The sequence below is a fragment of the Chitinophaga sp. G7 BAM 1005 genome, from assembly GCF_057126945.1.
The window spans coordinates 1,937,925-1,955,002 of the sequence record NZ_CP181478.1 but is presented as its reverse complement, the minus strand read 5'-3'; the positions used below and the strand labels follow the sequence as shown (position 1 = coordinate 1,955,002).

Sequence of the window (17,078 nt, the reverse complement as noted above, 5' to 3'; positions counted from 1 at the left end):
ACGGAAACGATAGTATGAGAACAATCATCGTAGCCCTGGGAATGCTTTTTATTGGTGTGCAAACAACCCTTGCACAACAAACTAACTCCGCAGGAAAAATTACACTGACAATTACAGACCATGAAGGCAAGCCGCTCCCCTTTACCAGCGTAATGGTGAGGAATATTAAAGACTCGTCCCTGGTGAAAGGAGAACTGACCACCACTAACGGCAGCTGCGCCTTTGAAAAAATAGCCTACGGCCATTATTTTATCCAGGCGTCCCAGATGGGATACAACACTACCTACAGCAAAACCTTTCTGCTCAATGCCGGCCATAAAGCCATTACCCTGGATACCATCCGCCTGAACACTCTGGGCAAAAATCTCCAGGCCGTGAATGTAACCGCCCAGAAACCTTTTATTGAGAGCTCTGCCGGGAAAACAGTAATGAATATCGAAAACAGCGTAAGCGCCGCCGGCAATACCGCACTGGACCTGCTCCGCCGTGCGCCCGGCGTACAGGTAGATAACAACGAAAACGTAACCCTGAAAGGACAAAGCGTAACCGTAATGATCGATGGTAAACTGACCTACCTCAGTGGCGAACAGTTAACCAATCTCCTGAAAACAACACCAGGGGAAAGCATCGCCTCCATTGAAATATTAACCAGTCCATCTGCCAAATACGATGCCTCCGGTAACGGCGGTATCATCAACATAAAAACTAAAAAAGGAAAAATGACCGGGATCAATGGCAACGTAAATGCTACCCTTACCCAGTCGAGATACGGCCGCTATGGCATTTCCGGTAATGTTAACTGGAGAACGGAAAAATTCAACCTGTTCGGTAATTTCGACCAGGGCGACTATCCCCGCCAGGTTACCCGCGTATACAGCCGGAACATAAAGGAAAGCGATGGCAGTTCCACTTATCTTCAGCAAAATATCTTTCAGCGCAACCGCTTTAAAAACAACTACCTGAAAATAGGAATGGATTACTTTATCACCGATAAACAAACTATCGGCGTACTGGCCAACGGCTATAAAAATTCCTTTAGCAACCAGATTTACAGCGATGCCAACCTGGGCCAGGTAAATATGCCGCCCGATTCCATCGTGAACTCCCTCACCACCAACAACAATAAGTTCGATAACATTGCGCTTAACCTGAACTATAAAATAATCCTCGATACCGCCGGCGGAAGGGAAATCAGTTTTGACGCCGACTACGCACAGTTCAACAATCACCGCTTAATGCAGCTGAACGATAGCCTGTACGACGCCAAAACACAGGTGAACCGTAACCCCAACAGCATCCGCACTACGGGCGGCACACAGGTACTTATCAAAAGCCTGAAAGCAGACCTGAGCTGGCCGCTCGGAAAGGAAGGTAAACTGGAAGCAGGCGCTAAAACCAGCTTCGTTACCACCACCAACGTATTGCAGTTCGATTCGTTGTTTCATGGCAACTATAAACCCTCGCCTGCGTTAAGCGACCGCTTTAACTACCAGGAAGATATTTATGCCGCATACGCCACTTACAAAAAGCAAATACAGAAAACAAATCTGCAACTGGGACTGAGAGTAGAGAACACCGAATCTACCGGTACCTCTTTTACGACCGGCACAAATGTAAAGCGCTCTTATGTCGACTTCTTCCCCAACATCAACGTGGAACAAAAGCTGAATGATAAGAATAAAGTCAGCCTGGCCATGTCACGCAGGATAGAAAGACCGCAGTACGGCCAGCTGAATCCATTTATGTTTTACCTGGACAAGTACACCTACTTCAGGGGAAATCCTTACCTGCGGCCACAATACAGTAACATCGCGGAAGTGGCCTATACGTTCAAAGACAAATACATCGCCACCTTCCGCTACAGCCGGATTAAAGATATGATGGAAGAATTCATTACACAGGACGACAGCACAAAAGCCTCTATCAGCACGGAACGTAACTACGACAAAACAGATATCTACAGTATTCTGTTTACACTGCCCTTCCAGTTTACAAAATGGTGGACCAGCGACAACAACGCGGATTTCTCCTATAACAAATACCGTTTTGAAGATCCTGTAACAAATGATCCTTATTACCGGTCTAACCTTAATTATTATATCAGCAGCACCAATACCATTACCCTTCCAAAAGATTTTAAGGTAGAAGTAATGGGCTACTATAACTCGCCTTTTATTTTTGGTATTTTCAGGGGCTATGCACAGTACAACCTGAACCTGGGTGTTCAGAAAGTGTTCCTGAATAAAAATGCCACCGTAAAACTGAGCTACAACAATATCCTGCGGAACGAAAGCTACCGCGGAGCCGCAGAATTTGCCAACCTGAACATGAGTATCTTCAATACCTGGCAGTTCCGCACCGTAAACCTTTCCTTCAGCTATAAATTTGGCAGCGCCACCATTAAAGCCGCCCGCGAAAGGAAAACCGGTACCAGCGATGAACAGAACAGGGCAGGTTAAACCAGGATGCGCATCATTTGCTGAATCAGCGCCATCATAGCAGTAGGATATACACCCAGCCCTATTAACAGTATGGTTAAAATAACCAGGGTAATATTACCGGCCACGGGCAGGGCCGGTACCACCATTGTTTGTTGCCCTTGTGCAGGCGCCGCAAACATAGCCGCCACCAGCCGGATATAATAATACAAACCGATTACACTATTGATCACCAGCATAAACAACAGGAACCACTGGTGCCCGTCCACTCCCGCCAGCACTACATAAAACTTACCAATAAAACCTGCGGTAAGCGGAATGCCCGCCAGCGATAACAGCATCGCCGTAAACACCGTAGCCACCCAGGGATAACGCCAGAACAGCCCCCTGTAATCGGCAATCGTTTCCGCATCCTGCGAACTGCTCGACATCACAATCACCACCCCAAAAGCGCCGATGCTCGTAATAAAATAAGCCACCAGGTAAAATGCCAATGCCTCCAGCCCGGTTTGTACGCCCGACAAAAAAGCCACCAGGATATAACCCATATGTGCAATAGAAGAATACGCCAGGATACGTTTGATATTCTGCTGTGTGAGTGCCAGCCAGTTGCCCGCAAACATAGACCCCACCGCAATAATAGCCACTATCCACCACAACATCGGGTAGTCGTTACCGTGAATGTCCTGGTAAAAACGGATCAGGAGCACCAGCATAGCTCCTTTGGAAACAGTAGCAATAAACGCCGCCACCGGCAACGGCGCACCCTCATAAATATCCGGCGCCCACATGTGAAAAGGAACAATACCCAGTTTAAAACCCACTCCTATCAGCATCAAACCAAAACCCGCCATCACGCTCACCGGCAAATAACCAGCCTCCCGTAAAGCCGCGCCTATTCCGGGGAAATCCATATGGCCGGTAAACGCATACACCAGCGCCATCCCAAACAGCAGGAATGCAGACGACAACGCCGCCAGCATCAGGTATTTGATCCCCGCTTCATCAGACCGCTCACGGGCACGCAGGTACGCAATTAATCCGTACAAACTGATACTCAGTATTTCCAGGCCCAGGAACAGCGACATAAAGTGACGGCTCACCACCAGCACCAAAGCGCCAATAGTAGCCAGGATCAGGAGGATGTAGTACTCCTCCTTCCGCTCTTCCCTTTCTTCAAAATAGTTAAACGACAACAACAGGATAATAAACCCCGATACCAGGATCAACCCGGAATTAAAGAGGGAAAACTCATCGATCACCAGCAGCGGTGGCACCGGGTGCGGAATATACTTAATGGCGGGAATCACCGCCGCCATAGCCATACCAAAAGCAAGAAGGGAAAAGCTGTACACGATGCGGTGATTACGCCAGGCTGCTACCAGCAACATGGCTATCACTGCCGCAGCACATAAGGTTATCAGCGGCCCCAGGCTTAAAAAATCAGCGAACGACATAGTCAATGTTTTGGGAAGTGTTCAATACCGGTTGCGGATGGAAGCCCAGCCAGCATATTACTATTACCAATGCTATTATGATCACCAGCTCACGCCCGTTTAAATCGGGCATGGCATATTGCCGGTCGCACGGACCGAAGAAAACTTTCTGCATAATGCGCAGCGAATAAGCCGTTGCCACCACCAGGCCAATAGTAGCCAGGATGGTAAGCACATGATTGGCCTGCCAGCTACCCAGCAGCACCAGGAATTCCGCTACAAAATTGCCTAACCCCGGCAAACCAAGAGATGCCATTACAAAAATCATGGCAGCGCTGCCCATCAATGGTAACTGCAGCCAGAGCCCGCCCATCTGCCGGAGGTTGCGGGTATGTATGCGCTCATACAATGCTCCGGCAATAATGAATAGAGCACCGGTGCTGATGCCGTGGGTAATCATCTGCATCACTACACCCTGGTAAGCGATTTCGTTGAAGGCGAAAGCTCCCAGCAGTACAAAACCCATATGACTTACACTGGTGTAGGCGATCAGTCTTTTAAGATCTGTTTGCGCATAGGCCAGCATGCCACCATACAGGATACCTATCACGCCCAGCAACATGGCCACAGGCGCTATCTCTGCTGCCGCAGCAGGAAACAGCGGCAACACAAACCGGAGGATGCCATAAGCGCCCGTTTTCAGCAGCAGCCCGGCCAGCACCACACTGCCCGCAGTAGGCGCTTCCGTATGCGCATCCGGCAGCCAGGTATGAAAAGGCACCGCCGGCAGTTTTACCAGGAAGGCAACCAGGAAACCCAGCATCAGCCAGCGTTCCATAAAGGGCGTCATGGGCGTATTGAGCAGATCGAAATAATTAAACGTATATACGTTGGTGTTAGCTTTATGTATAAAGTACAAACCGAGTATTGCCAGCAGCATCAGCAAGCCTCCGGCCTGTGTGAACAGGAAAAACTTGTTGGCCGCATATTCCCGGTGCTCATGACCCCAGATACCAATCAGGAAGTACATCGGTATCAGCATCATCTCCCAGAAAAAATAAAACAGGAAAAGATCCATCGTCAGGAAAACACCCGTAATACCACACAGCACAAACAACAGGTTGAAGTGAAAGAACCCTACGCGGGTCTGAATTTCTTTCCAGGAAATTAATACCGCCAGCGCTCCCAGGAAAAATGTCAGCCCCAGCATCAGCATACTTAGTCCATCCATCGCCAGGTGCAGGCTGATACCAAAGTGCGGTATCCAATCCATGCGGAACTGGTACCACCACCGGCTGCTGCTGCTATGGCTATGTTCCACCCACACCCCTGCAATAATCCCGAGGTTTACCAGCAGGCTGCAAAGGGCTATCCAGCGGCTCGCAGCGTGGTTTTTCACGCCGGCTACCCACGACAATAACGCGGCGCCAAAAAGGATTAATATCAATACCAGCAATATCATAACTTTTCGTTTAATCGTTCCAGTTATATATAAATCCGCCAGATCAGTACCGACAATATCGCCACCGCACCCAGCACCACGCCCAGTATATACCATCGCAGCAAACCACTCTGCGTACGTGCAAGCACGTTATGGCACCATTCCATAAACGCCGCCAGCCCGGTATAGAGCGTGTCTATAAGGTCCCTTTTATTGATACGCGACAGGTACACAAAAGGACGTACCAGCAGCACATTGTACAATTCGTCGAAATCCCATCCCCTGCTCCAGTAGCCGCGCAGCCACATGATGGCAGGCATCTCAAGGAAATCGGACATACCTTTGGGATGCTTCACCACCCAGGCATAGGCCAACCCTATACCACCCAGCGCCAGCAAAGCCGATAATGCCTGCGAAGTCCATTCCATCGCAAGGCTCTCATGCAACATGGATACCGCCGGCAACACCGGCTGCAGCCAGTTAGTGAACAACGTTACATGCCCCATCGTATGCGGCAGTTCTATAAACCCGGCAACAGTGGATAATACCGCCAGAATATACAGCGGAATCATCATACTGCTTCCCGGCCGGTGATGGACCTTCGTTTTTTCTTCTCCATAAAATACCAGGAAGAACATGCGGAAAGTGTACATGCCCGTGAGTAACGCGCCCAGCAAGGCCGCCAGCCAGAAAGCCACATGGCCCCCTGCCGCTGACCACGACAACCAGATGATCTGATCCTTACTGTAAAATCCCGCTGTTACAAAAGGAATTGCCGCCAGGGAAGCACAGCCAACCAAAAATACCCAGTAAACACTGCGCAGCTGCTTCCTCAATCCGCCCATCTTAAACATATCCTGCTCGTGGTGCAACGCTACAATAATAGCACCCGCAGCCATGAACAACAGCGCCTTAAAAAAAGCATGCGTAACAAAATGGAATACTGCAGCCGACCATGCGCCGCAACCCAGCGCCAGGAACATATACCCGATCTGGCTCACCGTGGAATAAGCCAGCACCCTTTTTATATCCGTTTGCACCAGCGCGCTGAAACCCGCCAGCACCAGTGTGATAGCGCCTATCACGGCAGTAGTGGTTTGCGCTGCCGGCGCCAGTTCAAACAAAGTATGTGTACGTGCAATAAGATAAACACCCGCTGTAACCATTGTAGCGGCATGGATCAATGCACTCACCGGCGTAGGCCCGGCCATCGCATCCGGCAACCATGTCTGCAACGGCAACTGGGCCGACTTACCCACCGCGCCACCCAACAGCAGCAAAGCAATAATAGTAATCACCCCGTCGTTCGCTGACCAGATATGTGTACTGCTTTCCAATAAGCCGGGAATACTCAATGTGCCGGTGTACTGAAATAACATAAACAAAGCAATGGCCATAGCGGTATCGCCTACACGTGTTACAATAAAAGCTTTCCGCGCTGCATACCCGTTGGCAGGATCTTTATACCAGAAACCGATCAGCAGGTAACTGCAAAGACCCACACCTTCCCAGCCAAAGTACAGCAACAATAAATTATCTGCCATCACCAGCGTAAGCATAGCGCCTACAAATAAGTTCATACAGGCAAAGAAGCGGGCGTAGTCCGGTTCATCATGCATATAACCGGATGCATATACATGAATCAGGAAACCCACAATGGTGATCACCAGCACAAATACCACCGACAAGGCATCCATCCGGAAATCGAAACCTGTCTTAAATCCACCGGCTTCCAGCCAGTTGCCGGCATGCTGAACAATAGCCTGTTCACCGTTCGCCGCAAACTGTATGGCAATTATGATGGCCACAATGGCCGCTAATGCGATACTGCCGCATCCGATCACGGTAACGCCTATACGGTCGAAACGCTTCCAGCCAAGCATGAGCAGGAAAGCGCCTATAAAAGGAATGAGCGGTATGAGTGCAGGAAACATACAATTGAATATTTTATCCGTTCATTTTTGCTGCTTCGTCGCTGTCCAGTGTTTTGAGCTGATGATATAACTGTAAGATCAATGCCAGTCCTACCGATACTTCCGCTGCAGCCATAGCCAGTATGAAGATGAACATCACCTGTCCGTCGGCGGTGCCCCAGTGGGAAGAAGCCACTACGAAAGCCAGTCCGGCTGCGTTCAGCATTATCTCCACCGACAGCAACATAAAAATAATGTCGCGGCGAACCAGTATACTGATCAGCCCCAGCACAAATAAAACGCCGGCAAGCAGCATGCCTGCTGTGGTAGGATGTACTATCATGATTGATTATTTTCAAGGAACCGGTGCAATGTTTTTTCTTTCTGACGACCTAAGTGATAAGCCCCTACAATGCCCGCCATCAGCAACATCCCGGTAAGTTCCACCGCCAGGATATAAGGGCCGAATAATGCAATGCCCACGGCTTTCGGATTCACGACCTGGACGCCGGATACCGGCTGACGGTTCTGCAGCACCAGGAATACCAGCTCTCCCAGCAGGATAATGCAAAGCAACGATGGAAAGATCCAGATGCGCGGCTTCAGCCATAGCTTCTCCTGCGCGGCCGACTCTTTCCCCAGGTTCAGCATCATCACAAAAAAAATCAGCAATACCATAATAGCGCCTGCATACACAATCACTTCCAGTGCTGCCATAAAAGGCGCACCATAGAGATACAACACCACCGCCACCGCCAGTAAAGACACCACGAGATACAACAAGGCATGCATAATATTATACCGGGTGATCACCATTACGGTAGACAACACCGCAATTAACGCAGCAATATAAAATGCAGTTCCTATCATGGTATCAGGCTTTTAATATCTACCGGTGGTTCTTCCTGTTGTGCATCGCCTTTATCTTTTCCACGGATGGCCATACCGGCTACATTGTAATAGTTATATCCAGGATACTTGCCCTCACTGTTGATGAGAAGATCCTCTTTTTCATATACCAGGTTCTGACGGTTATATTCCGCCATCTCAAAATCGGGTAATAACTGTATCGCATACGTAGGACAAGCCTCTTCACAAAAGCCACAGAAAATACACCGGGAGAAATTGATCCGGAAAAACTCCGGGTACCTTCTGCCGGCATCGTCTTCTGTTGCCTGCAGGGAGATACAATCCACCGGGCAGGCCGCGGCACACAGGTAACAACCCACACATCGCTCACCTCCATCCGGATCACGGGTTAACGCAATGCGGCCCCGCCAGCGGGCCGGTAACGGCGCCTTCTGTTCCGGGTACTGAAATGTTTCCCGCTTGTGGAACATATGCAGGAATATCAGCCACATACTTCTTACCAGACTAAACATGTTTTTCTTTTTAAGTATTTAACCACAGCTTAATGGCAGCTGTTACCATCAGGTTCAAAATCGACAAAGGAAACAATACCTTCCAGCCATACTCCATCAGCTGGTCATACCGCGGCCTCGGCATGGAGGCACGAAACAGGATGAACAGCATGATAAAGGCAAACGTTTTTATCACAAACCATAATACCGGCGGCAGAAAAGCAGGTCCAAGCCAGCCACCGAAATAGAGGGTTACCAGCATGCCGGAGATCAACGTTACGCCCAGGTATTCACCAATGAAGAACATACCAAACTTCATCCCGGAATATTCAGCGTGAAAACCTGCTACCAGCTCACTTTCCGCTTCCGGAATGTCAAAAGGCAAACGATGCGTTTCTGCTACGCCTGCCACCAGGAAAATGAGGAAGCCTATAAACTGCGGAATGATAAACCACACTTTCCGCTGCGCCTCCACTATTTCAGCAAGATTAAAAGAGCCGCTCAATACCACTACGCCCATCAGCGCCAGTCCCATAAACACCTCGTAGCTGATCATCTGCGAAGCCCCGCGCATAGCGCCCAGCAACGCATACTTATTATTGGAAGCCCAGCCGCCCAATACCACGCTGTACACGCCCAGGGAAGACATGGCCAGGAAAAACAACAACCCTATGTTCAGGTCCGCCACCACAATGCCTGGTGCAAAAGGCATCACCACAAAGCTCATGAGCACGCTCCCCATCACCACGCCCGGGGCAAATACAAACACTACTTTATCGGCAAACGGTGGAATCCAGTCTTCCTTAAAAAACAACTTGATAGTATCTGCCAACACCACCAGCAGACCGAAAGGCCCGGCCCTGTTAGGTCCGTAGCGGTCCTGCCACAGTGCCAGCATCCGGCGCTCCACCCAAATAAGACCGGCCGCCGTATTTAACAGTGCAAAAAGCACCCCGCCTATTATCCACCAAATGTTTATCATAGCATTATACTTTTATCAGTTGCGGCGCCTCTGAAATCTGCATGCCGGGAAGACCCACAGGTATTCCGGCAACGCCTTCCTGTAATGTATCGTTAATGATCACCGGCAACGTATATTGATGACCGTTATCGGTGAAATGCAGCAGGTATCCGGCGGTTACCTGCAACCGCTTTGCGTCTTCACTGTGCAACATGATGTAGGGGGCAGGAACGCGTTCTGCAATGCCCGGTGTATGCACACTCAGTTCTTCCGATCCGAAAATATGATAGAGTGGTACCAGTAACAGGTGTTCTTTGAGTGGCAGAAAGGGTTCCGGCACCTCTGTATAAAATGGCGTATGTCCGTTGGCGTGAGGTTCAATGAGCCGTTTGCCGGGGTTACCGTCGTGCAGCGGTCCGCCTGTTTCCACCTGGAATTTATTCACCGACTGTACCGAGTTCCATCCCGGCGCCCAGAAGAAAGGAATCATGGAAGAAGGGGGTTCTCCCCGGTATCCTTCCATTGTAAAAGATAGCGCCGTATCGGCATCCTGTGGCGGGCGTGGCTCGCTTACATTTACATTGGCCTGTGTAGCGGTGCGGCCGCTGAAGCGATGCGGTTCCCGTGGTACCTTCTGGCCGGCAATGCGAAAATCGGCATGCGGTGCAAGGTTATCTATCCCTTCAAATTTTTTGTATGCGTGTGCAATATGGCTCACCACATCATCGAGGTGCTCCAATGCAGAGAGTGAAGCATGACCATTAATCGCGGCGATCTGCAACAGCCAGCGCCAGCTTTCCTGCACCGCGGAGTCGGGCGCAAATACCTGGAAGAAGCGCTGGGCGCGGCCTTCGTTATTAACCAATGTACCATCCGATTCTGCAAACGTGCCGGCCGGTAAAATAATGGTTGCTTTTTCAGCGGTAGGATTGTAAAGATGATCCAGCAGGATCACGTCCTTTACCCTTCCAAAAAACTTTTCGGCACGGTGCTGGTTCAGCCTGCGGTACAGGTCATTTTCCAAAACGATCACCGTATCCACTTCATTATTCAAGGCACGGTCTACCGCCGAATCCAGGCGGTGACCGCCGAGCATTTCAAGCCCTACGCTGTTGCATTCCGGCGCCGTGTAAGTAAGCATGGCATCAATACCCAGGTCGCGCAGCGCCCACGCTACATTGGCGGCAGCTTTGATGATGGCTTCACTGCCGCCGCCATAACCTGCAATGATAAGCGGGTTCCTGGCTGCTTTCAGTACAGCAGCTATTTCTGTGGCAATCGCTTTTCCCTGCTCCGACATCCCTTTTACTTCCGGCATTTTGCTGCTCAGCAGGTGGCTAACGCCAAAGCCTATACGGGCAATATTATCAGGGGCGGTATGATAGGCTCCCTTTGCGAGTTCATCCAGTTTTGTTTCCTGTACATTTAAAATATACAGGGGGCCTTTGCTGTCCTGCACGGCTTCCCGCACCGCGGCATCCTGCCAGGCGGGCATGTGGATATGGTTGATCACATCTTCCACGGGGATACGGCGTACCGCCTGCCGCACCGACAAGGCCAGCATTGGCGCCGTATTGGTTACATCTTCACCGAGGATCAGCACTACATCTGCTGCTGCCGCTTCCTGCAGGGAGGCGCTGCGCACCGGTCCCTCTTGCAGTATTCTGAGGGAAAGGGATACCAGGTCGTGATCTGCCGCGGATACACCCAGGTAGAAGTTTTCTTCTCCTACCAGTTCTTTCAGTACGGCATTGGATTCCAGGGAAGCTCTCGGCGATCCGATGCCGATGGTCTTCCCTGGCGTCATCCGTTGATGTACATGCTGCAGCACCGGGATGCCATTGGCCTTATCTGCAGGGCCATGATGCACCATCGGCGTTTTGATCCGTTGTCCGCTGTTCACAAATTCGTAGCCATAGCGGCCACGGTCGCAAAGGAAATAACCGTTTACCGCGCCATTAAACCGGTTGGTGATCTGTCGCACGGCGCCATAACGCTCGCCGGCAATGATGTTACAGCCCAGGCCGCAGCCCTGGCATACCGAAGCAGCAGAGGTCAGATCCCATTTACGGGTATAATGCTGCTTCAGCGTTTTATCCGTAAACACACCGGTAGGGCATATTTCGGCAAGATTGCCGCTAAACTCGCTTTCCAGCGTGCCCTCTTCCTGCCGGCCAAAATACACGTGGTTATGCGCGGCAAATACATCCAGGTCCTTACCTCCGGCAAAGTCTTTATAAAACCTCACACAACGGTAACACTGGATGCATCGGTTCATTTCATGATTCAGAAATGGTCCGAGATATTGGTTGTTGTAAGTTCGTTTGGTGAAATGATAATCGCGGTAAGAGTGGCCTGTCATTACCGTCATGTCCTGCAAATGGCAGGAGCCGCCTTCATCACATACGGCACAGTCGTGCGGGTGATTGGTCATGAGCCAGCCGATCACATGCTCCCGGAAGTTGCGGGCATCGGTATCGTCAACGGATAAACGAAGCTGATCTTTTACCGGCTCCATGCACGACATGATGATCCGGCCCTTCTTATCTTCCTCATCTTTAAACACCTTAACGGCGCATTGACGGCAGGCGCCCACCGCACCCAGGGCAGGGTGCCAGCAAAAGTAAGGAAGGTTTAAACCCAGCGACAGGCAAGCTTCAAGCAGGTTCTTTCCCTCCTTTACTTCGTAAGATTTATTATCAATGTGTATGATCGGCATATGGACATTTTTTTTCTTTGATGTGTTGTTCAAAATCCTCCCGGAAATATTTCAGCGCGCTTTGCAACGGCTCCATAGCGCCGGGCGCCAGGGCGCAAAAAGTATTACCCGGGCCTAACAAACTGGTATGCATTTCCAGTTGCTCCAGGTCTGCATAAGTGCCCTGTCCCTGTTCCAGTGCGTATAGTATCTTCTCTGTCCAGGGCAGTCCTTCTCGGCAGGGCGTGCAGAAACCACACGACTCCTGTGCAAAGAAATGCTCCAGGTTATGTACAAACCCCACCGGGCAGGTGCGGTCGTCCAGTATCACCATAGTGCCGGTACCCAGGCGGCTTCCCGCGGCAGCTACTCCTGCGAAATCCATTTTCACATCGAGGTGAACATCCGTTAGGAAATCAGTGGAAGCGCCACCGGGCAGTGCACCGCGAAAACGGAAACCCGCTTTCATGCCGCCCGCATGTTCCTCCAGTAATTCCCGCATAGTAACGCCCATAGGTAGTTCCCAGGCGCCGGGCTTGTTTACTTTTCCACTTACACCATATATTTTCGTACCCCCGTCGGCGGTATAGCTCAATGATTTGAACCAGTCGCCTCCCTTGCTCATAATATGCGGTATATAAGACAACGTTTCCACGTTGTTCACAATAGTAGGTTTGCCGAATAACCCGCTTACCTGTGGAAAGGGCGGTTTGGCGCGGGGTACAGCGCGTTTCCCTTCCAGCGAATTGAGCAGCGCGGTTTCTTCTCCGCACATATATCTGCCAACGCCTGTATGCAGCTGCATCTCCAGGTTGTAGTTTTTACCAAGTATATTTTTACCGAGATATCCTGCGGCGTAGGCATCTGCAATTGCCTGGTTCATGATCTGCGCTGCTTCTTTGTATGCCCAGCGCATAAACACAAAACCCTGTGTGGCCTGTATGGCATAAGCGGCAATGATCATTCCTTCCAGCAACTGGTGCGGGTTGCCTTCCAGTAGCCAGCGGTCTTTGAAGGTGCCGGGTTCCATCTCATCGGCATTACAGATGAGGTAACGCGGGCCGGTTATTGCTGCCGGAACAAAACTCCATTTCATACCGGTGCTGAAACCTGCGCCGCCACGGCCTTTGAGATTGGCGTCCTTTACCTTGCCGGTTACTTCCGCAGGAGTGAGCTCCTGCAATACTTTACGTAATGCGGCATAGCCGCCCACTGCTTCATACTCCTTCAGGTGAAGAGGCGCTCCGGAAGCGGGTATATGTTGTGTGAGCGGTTTTTCCATCTTTATAAATATTGATCCAGTATTTGTGAAAGGGAAGCTGTTGTCAGATCCCTGTACAGGTCGTTGTCTATCATCATTGCCGGTGCATGGTCGCAGGTACCAAGACAAGCATTGGGCAGCAGCGTAAAACGTTCATCAGGTGTGGTTTGTCCGTATTTGATCTGCAGCAGTTCCATCAGTTGTTGTTTGATCTCCGTATAGCCCATCACGTAGCAGCTGATACTATCGCACAACAGGATCACGTGCCTGCCTACCGGCCGCCGGAAGATGAGGTTGTAGAAAGTAGCTACACTGTCTACTTCCGCCGTGCTCATGTCCAGTATAGCGGCAATGTCTGCCACGCTTTCATCAGATACCCAGCGGCGCTGCCCCTGTACAATTTTTAATGCTTCAATGCAGGCCGCTTTTTTCACAGGCACCTGCTGCATTTCATGTGTGATCTGTTCTATTTCAATAGCAGAAAGCATATGTTGTTGTATTATCTGTCAATATCTGCGAGTACGTAATCCATTCCTCCGAGTATCGATAACAGATCGGCCACGGTATACCCGCGGCTGATCAGCGGAATCATCTGCATGTGCGGGAAAGAAGGCGTTCGTACCCTGGTACGGTATGAGGCGGTATTGCCATCGCTGACCAGGTAATAGCTGTTCCAGCCTTTGGTGGCCTCCGTGCAAACAGCGGCTTCCCCGGCGGGTATTACCGGTCCCCAGCTTACGTTGAGGAAGTGATGGATGAGGGTTTCAATATCCTGCATGGTGCGTGCTTTTACGGGAGGGGTAGCCAGCGGGTGGTGCGACTTATAATCGCCGGACGGCATGTAGGCCACGCATTGTTCAATAATGCGGAGGCTCTGTCGCATTTCTTCCACCCGTACTACCGCTCGGTCGTAACAATCTCCGTTGTGTGCGACCGGGATCTCGAAAGCAAAATTCTCATAACCACTATATGGCTGCTTCCTGCGCATATCCCACTCCAGGCCGCAAGCCCGGAGTCCGGGGCCGGTTACGCCCCATTCAATAGCTTCTTCCAGTGTATAAATACCGATACCTTTGGTACGGGCTTTAAAGAGATAGTTTTTCATCACCATGCTGTCGTACTCTTTCAGCTGTTTCGGGAAATAGCTGATAAAGTTTTTCACGAGCGGCTCCCAGCCATTGGGCAGGTCCTGGGCTACGCCGCCAATGCGGAACCAGTTAGGATGCATGCGACCGCCGCAAATGGCTTCTATAATTTCGAACACGCGTTCACGGTCGGTGAACATATAGAATACGGGCGACAGCTGCCCGAGGTCCTGGGCAAAGGTGCCATACCACACCAGGTGGCTGGCAATACGGAACAGTTCGCAGAGCATAATGCGGATCACCTGTGCGCGGAGCGGTACATCTATGCCGCCCAGCTGCTCTACCGATAAGAGGTAGGCCAGGTTATTATTCACACCGCCGAGATAATCGATACGATCGGTATAAGGAATGTAGGTATGCCAGGATTGCCGCTCTCCCATCTTTTCCGCGCCGCGGTGATGGAACCCGATGTCGGGTACAGCGTCCACAATATCTTCACCGTTGAGCTGGAGGATGATGCGCAAAACACCGTGGGTACCCGGGTGTTGCGGACCGATGTTGAGGAACATAAAGTCGGCGTCTTCGCTATGGCTTTTTAAGCCCCATTCTTCGGGCTTAAACCGCAGGGCCTCCTGCTCCCTGTCCTGCTTCTCGTCATAGAGCTTAAACGGCCCCATTTCAGTTGCGCGTGCGGGGTGCTCCTTCCGGAGCGGATGCCCTTCCCAGGTGGAAGGCATGAGGATGCGTTTCAGTAAGGGGTGACCATTGAACCGGATGCCAAACATATCGTACACTTCGCGTTCATACCAGTTGGCTGCCGTCCAGACGGAAGTGATACTTTCCAGCGTTGGGTATTCGCCGTGGAGACCGGCCTTTATTCGCAGGAATTGGTTTCTGTCGAAGGAAAAAAGTGTGTAAACAACGGTAAAATCATAGGGTTTATGCCCGTTCTGTTGCCGTTTATACGCACGCTCATCAATGGCCGTGAGGTCATAGAGCATGCGATAAGGCATTTGTATTTCAGATTTAAGAAACTGTAGTACGGCCACAATATGCTCCTGTGGCGTCCAGAAGGTGGGCGTCCCATCCCGTGTAACCTGAGGTTCGAAGGTGATATCACCAAAACGGGAGCTTAATTCCGCTGCAATGCGCTCTGGCATGGCGTATTAAGTTTAGATGGGGGTAAGATAATACTGTGGTCTTTTTCCGGTTTAATTTTTCATATATCCGTTAATGTTAGTAAGCATTGTTATTATATTTCATCGGGTGTTTTAAACTTTGTCATTTGTTGCCGTTTCTCCCGCAGGGTATCTTTCATGGAGATCTTTTCCGGCCGGATTACGCCCTGTTCGCCAATCACCCAGCTGAGGGGGCGTTTCTCCTTACCTACGCTGTCGCGCAGCATAACGAGACCCGACATAAATGCGTCCGGGCGCGGGGGGCAACCGGGTACATAGACATCTACAGGTAGGAATTTATCTACTCCCTGTACTACGCTGTAGATGTCGTACATACCGCCGGAATTTGCACAGGAGCCCATAGATATTACCCAGCGGGGTTCCATCATCTGCTCATACAAACGTTGAATGACGGGCGCCATTTTTATAAATACGGTGCCTGCGATGATCATGACATCTGCTTCGCGGGGAGTACCTCTGATTACTTCCGCGCCAAACCGGGCCATGTCATACTTAGGGGTCATAGCGGTAGCCATTTCTACAAAACAACAGGAAAGGCCGAAATGGAAGGGCCATAGCGAATTTTTCCGTCCCCATGCCAGCAGGCTTTCTACGGAAGTGAGCATTACACTTTGCTGTATCACTTCTTCCATAGAAGTATTGCCGGATATCTTACCCGTTACATCATTTGCGTTGGTCAGCCACCATTTCATATAAAAGTTGATTTACCTATGCGTGATTCATAAAATCAACATGCTGTTGCTACGTCAGTGCCTGTGGTGTTGGTGTCTTAATGTCCGTGTAACCGTTAACGTGAGCCGGAGTTTTCTTCCGCATTTTTCTATACGCGCGTAAAATCTTTTTCCCATCGGGCCCGAAGTCCAATGCGCCGTTACGCCATTCGTAAATAAGTACAGCCAGTAATATGAAGATAAAAACAGAAACGCCGAGGAAGCCGGTCCAGCCCACTTCTTCGTAGGCAATTGCCCAGGATATGATTAATACCGTTTCAATGTCAAAAATAACGAAGAGCATCGCTACCAGGTAAAACTGGGAAGGGAACCGTAATCGTGCAGAGCCGGTGGAGATGATGCCGGACTCATAAGCCTCACCGGTGGCGCGGTCTTTATGCCGCTGCCCCAGTACATAAGAGAGCCCCAGTATGATACTGATGAGTATCACTACAATAGCACCATATGCTAAAAATGGCCAGATGGGGGTGATGTCAGAAACAGCGCTTTTCAAAGTGTTCGCCCTCCCGAGCGATTTACTTAAAAGTCCGTTATGCCTGTCTATCAGATAAAAC

The 17,078-nt window shown here is 50.5% G+C and carries 14 protein-coding genes; 1 reads left to right on the top strand and 13 read right to left on the bottom strand.

Translation table 11 applies throughout. The features are described from left to right. Window positions 1-14: 14 nt before the first annotated feature. Complete coding sequence (locus ACMXI2_RS07865) at window positions 15-2,459, top strand: outer membrane beta-barrel protein (RefSeq protein WP_483781144.1); 2,445 nt, start codon at window positions 15-17, stop codon at window positions 2,457-2,459. On the opposite strand, the gene ACMXI2_RS07860 is transcribed toward ACMXI2_RS07865, so the two are convergent. The 13 genes from ACMXI2_RS07860 to ACMXI2_RS07800 form a co-directional block, all read right to left on the bottom strand. Continuing rightward, window positions 2,456-3,895, bottom strand: coding sequence for an NADH-quinone oxidoreductase subunit N (locus ACMXI2_RS07860; protein WP_483781143.1), 1,440 nt, complete (start codon window positions 3,893-3,895; stop codon window positions 2,456-2,458). The two genes, ACMXI2_RS07865 and ACMXI2_RS07860, sit on opposite strands and share 4 nt — an antisense overlap. Then, a complete protein-coding gene (nuoM, locus tag ACMXI2_RS07855; RefSeq protein ID WP_483781142.1) occupies window positions 3,882-5,336 on the bottom strand; it encodes an NADH-quinone oxidoreductase subunit M in 1,455 nt (484 codons plus the stop codon). Before nuoM ends, ACMXI2_RS07860 begins: the two co-directional genes overlap by 14 nt. Window positions 5,337-5,359: 23 nt before the next feature. Beyond that, window positions 5,360-7,249 carry an NADH-quinone oxidoreductase subunit L gene (gene nuoL / locus ACMXI2_RS07850; RefSeq protein WP_483781141.1) on the bottom strand — a complete coding sequence of 630 codons (1,890 nt, stop codon included), beginning with the start codon at window positions 7,247-7,249 and terminating at the stop codon, window positions 5,360-5,362. A 13-nt stretch (window positions 7,250-7,262) separates the two neighbouring features. Then, on the bottom strand, window positions 7,263-7,571 hold the full coding sequence (gene nuoK, locus ACMXI2_RS07845) for an NADH-quinone oxidoreductase subunit NuoK (RefSeq protein WP_079468113.1): 309 nt from the start codon (window positions 7,569-7,571) through the stop codon (window positions 7,263-7,265). Next, entirely contained in the window at window positions 7,568-8,098 is a 531-nt protein-coding gene (gene nuoJ, locus ACMXI2_RS07840) for an NADH-quinone oxidoreductase subunit J (RefSeq protein ID WP_483781140.1), read from the bottom strand. Before nuoJ ends, nuoK begins: the two co-directional genes overlap by 4 nt. Further along, window positions 8,095-8,610, bottom strand: coding sequence for an NADH-quinone oxidoreductase subunit NuoI (gene nuoI, locus ACMXI2_RS07835; protein ID WP_483781139.1), 516 nt, complete (start codon window positions 8,608-8,610; stop codon window positions 8,095-8,097). Before nuoI ends, nuoJ begins: the two co-directional genes overlap by 4 nt. A 10-nt stretch (window positions 8,611-8,620) precedes the next feature. Further along, the gene (gene nuoH, locus ACMXI2_RS07830; RefSeq protein WP_483781138.1) at window positions 8,621-9,571 is read right to left on the bottom strand and encodes an NADH-quinone oxidoreductase subunit NuoH; all 951 of its coding nucleotides are present in this window, start codon (window positions 9,569-9,571) and stop codon (window positions 8,621-8,623) included. A gap of 4 nt (window positions 9,572-9,575) precedes the next feature. Beyond that, the gene (nuoG, locus tag ACMXI2_RS07825; protein WP_483781137.1) at window positions 9,576-12,269 is read right to left on the bottom strand and encodes an NADH-quinone oxidoreductase subunit NuoG; all 2,694 of its coding nucleotides are present in this window, start codon (window positions 12,267-12,269) and stop codon (window positions 9,576-9,578) included. Further along, window positions 12,250-13,530: an NADH-quinone oxidoreductase subunit NuoF gene (gene nuoF / locus ACMXI2_RS07820; protein ID WP_483781136.1), complete on the bottom strand. Its 1,281-nt coding sequence runs from the start codon at window positions 13,528-13,530 to the stop codon at window positions 12,250-12,252. The genes nuoG and nuoF overlap by 20 nt, the downstream gene beginning before the upstream one ends. A 2-nt stretch (window positions 13,531-13,532) precedes the next feature. Next, window positions 13,533-13,997: an NADH-quinone oxidoreductase subunit NuoE gene (gene nuoE / locus ACMXI2_RS07815; protein ID WP_079468119.1), complete on the bottom strand. Its 465-nt coding sequence runs from the start codon at window positions 13,995-13,997 to the stop codon at window positions 13,533-13,535. An 11-nt stretch (window positions 13,998-14,008) separates the two neighbouring features. Then, complete coding sequence (nuoC, locus tag ACMXI2_RS07810) at window positions 14,009-15,754, bottom strand: NADH-quinone oxidoreductase subunit C/D (RefSeq protein ID WP_483781135.1); 1,746 nt, start codon at window positions 15,752-15,754, stop codon at window positions 14,009-14,011. 92 nt (window positions 15,755-15,846) lie between these two features. After that, window positions 15,847-16,485, bottom strand: a complete 639-nt coding sequence (locus ACMXI2_RS07805; RefSeq protein ID WP_079468121.1) for an NADH-quinone oxidoreductase subunit B — start codon at window positions 16,483-16,485, stop codon at window positions 15,847-15,849. Window positions 16,486-16,534: 49 nt separating this feature from the next. After that, window positions 16,535-17,017 carry an NADH-quinone oxidoreductase subunit A gene (locus tag ACMXI2_RS07800; protein WP_483781134.1) on the bottom strand — a complete coding sequence of 161 codons (483 nt, stop codon included), beginning with the start codon at window positions 17,015-17,017 and terminating at the stop codon, window positions 16,535-16,537. Window positions 17,018-17,078 lie beyond the last annotated feature (61 nt).

What these genes read in the sequence shown, in the direction of transcription:
- nuoI (WP_483781139.1), bottom strand. Translation starts at nt 8,610, where the DNA reads ATGTTTAGTCTGGTAAGAAGTATGTGGCTGATATTCCTGCATATGTTC.
- nuoK (WP_079468113.1), bottom strand. Translation starts at nt 7,571, where the DNA reads ATGATAGTACATCCTACCACAGCAGGCATGCTGCTTGCCGGCGTTTTA.
- ACMXI2_RS07860 (WP_483781143.1), bottom strand. Translation starts at nt 3,895, where the DNA reads ATGTCGTTCGCTGATTTTTTAAGCCTGGGGCCGCTGATAACCTTATGT.
- nuoH (WP_483781138.1), bottom strand. Translation starts at nt 9,571, where the DNA reads ATGATAAACATTTGGTGGATAATAGGCGGGGTGCTTTTTGCACTGTTA.
- nuoJ (WP_483781140.1), bottom strand. Translation starts at nt 8,098, where the DNA reads ATGATAGGAACTGCATTTTATATTGCTGCGTTAATTGCGGTGTTGTCT.
- ACMXI2_RS07805 (WP_079468121.1), bottom strand. Translation starts at nt 16,485, where the DNA reads ATGAAATGGTGGCTGACCAACGCAAATGATGTAACGGGTAAGATATCC.
- nuoL (WP_483781141.1), bottom strand. Translation starts at nt 7,249, where the DNA reads ATGTTTCCTGCACTCATACCGCTCATTCCTTTTATAGGCGCTTTCCTG.
- nuoE (WP_079468119.1), bottom strand. Translation starts at nt 13,997, where the DNA reads ATGCTTTCTGCTATTGAAATAGAACAGATCACACATGAAATGCAGCAG.
- ACMXI2_RS07865 (WP_483781144.1), top strand. Translation starts at nt 15, where the DNA reads ATGAGAACAATCATCGTAGCCCTGGGAATGCTTTTTATTGGTGTGCAA.
- nuoF (WP_483781136.1), bottom strand. Translation starts at nt 13,530, where the DNA reads ATGGAAAAACCGCTCACACAACATATACCCGCTTCCGGAGCGCCTCTT.
- nuoC (WP_483781135.1), bottom strand. Translation starts at nt 15,754, where the DNA reads ATGCCAGAGCGCATTGCAGCGGAATTAAGCTCCCGTTTTGGTGATATC.
- nuoG (WP_483781137.1), bottom strand. Translation starts at nt 12,269, where the DNA reads ATGCCGATCATACACATTGATAATAAATCTTACGAAGTAAAGGAGGGA.
- nuoM (WP_483781142.1), bottom strand. Translation starts at nt 5,336, where the DNA reads ATGATATTGCTGGTATTGATATTAATCCTTTTTGGCGCCGCGTTATTG.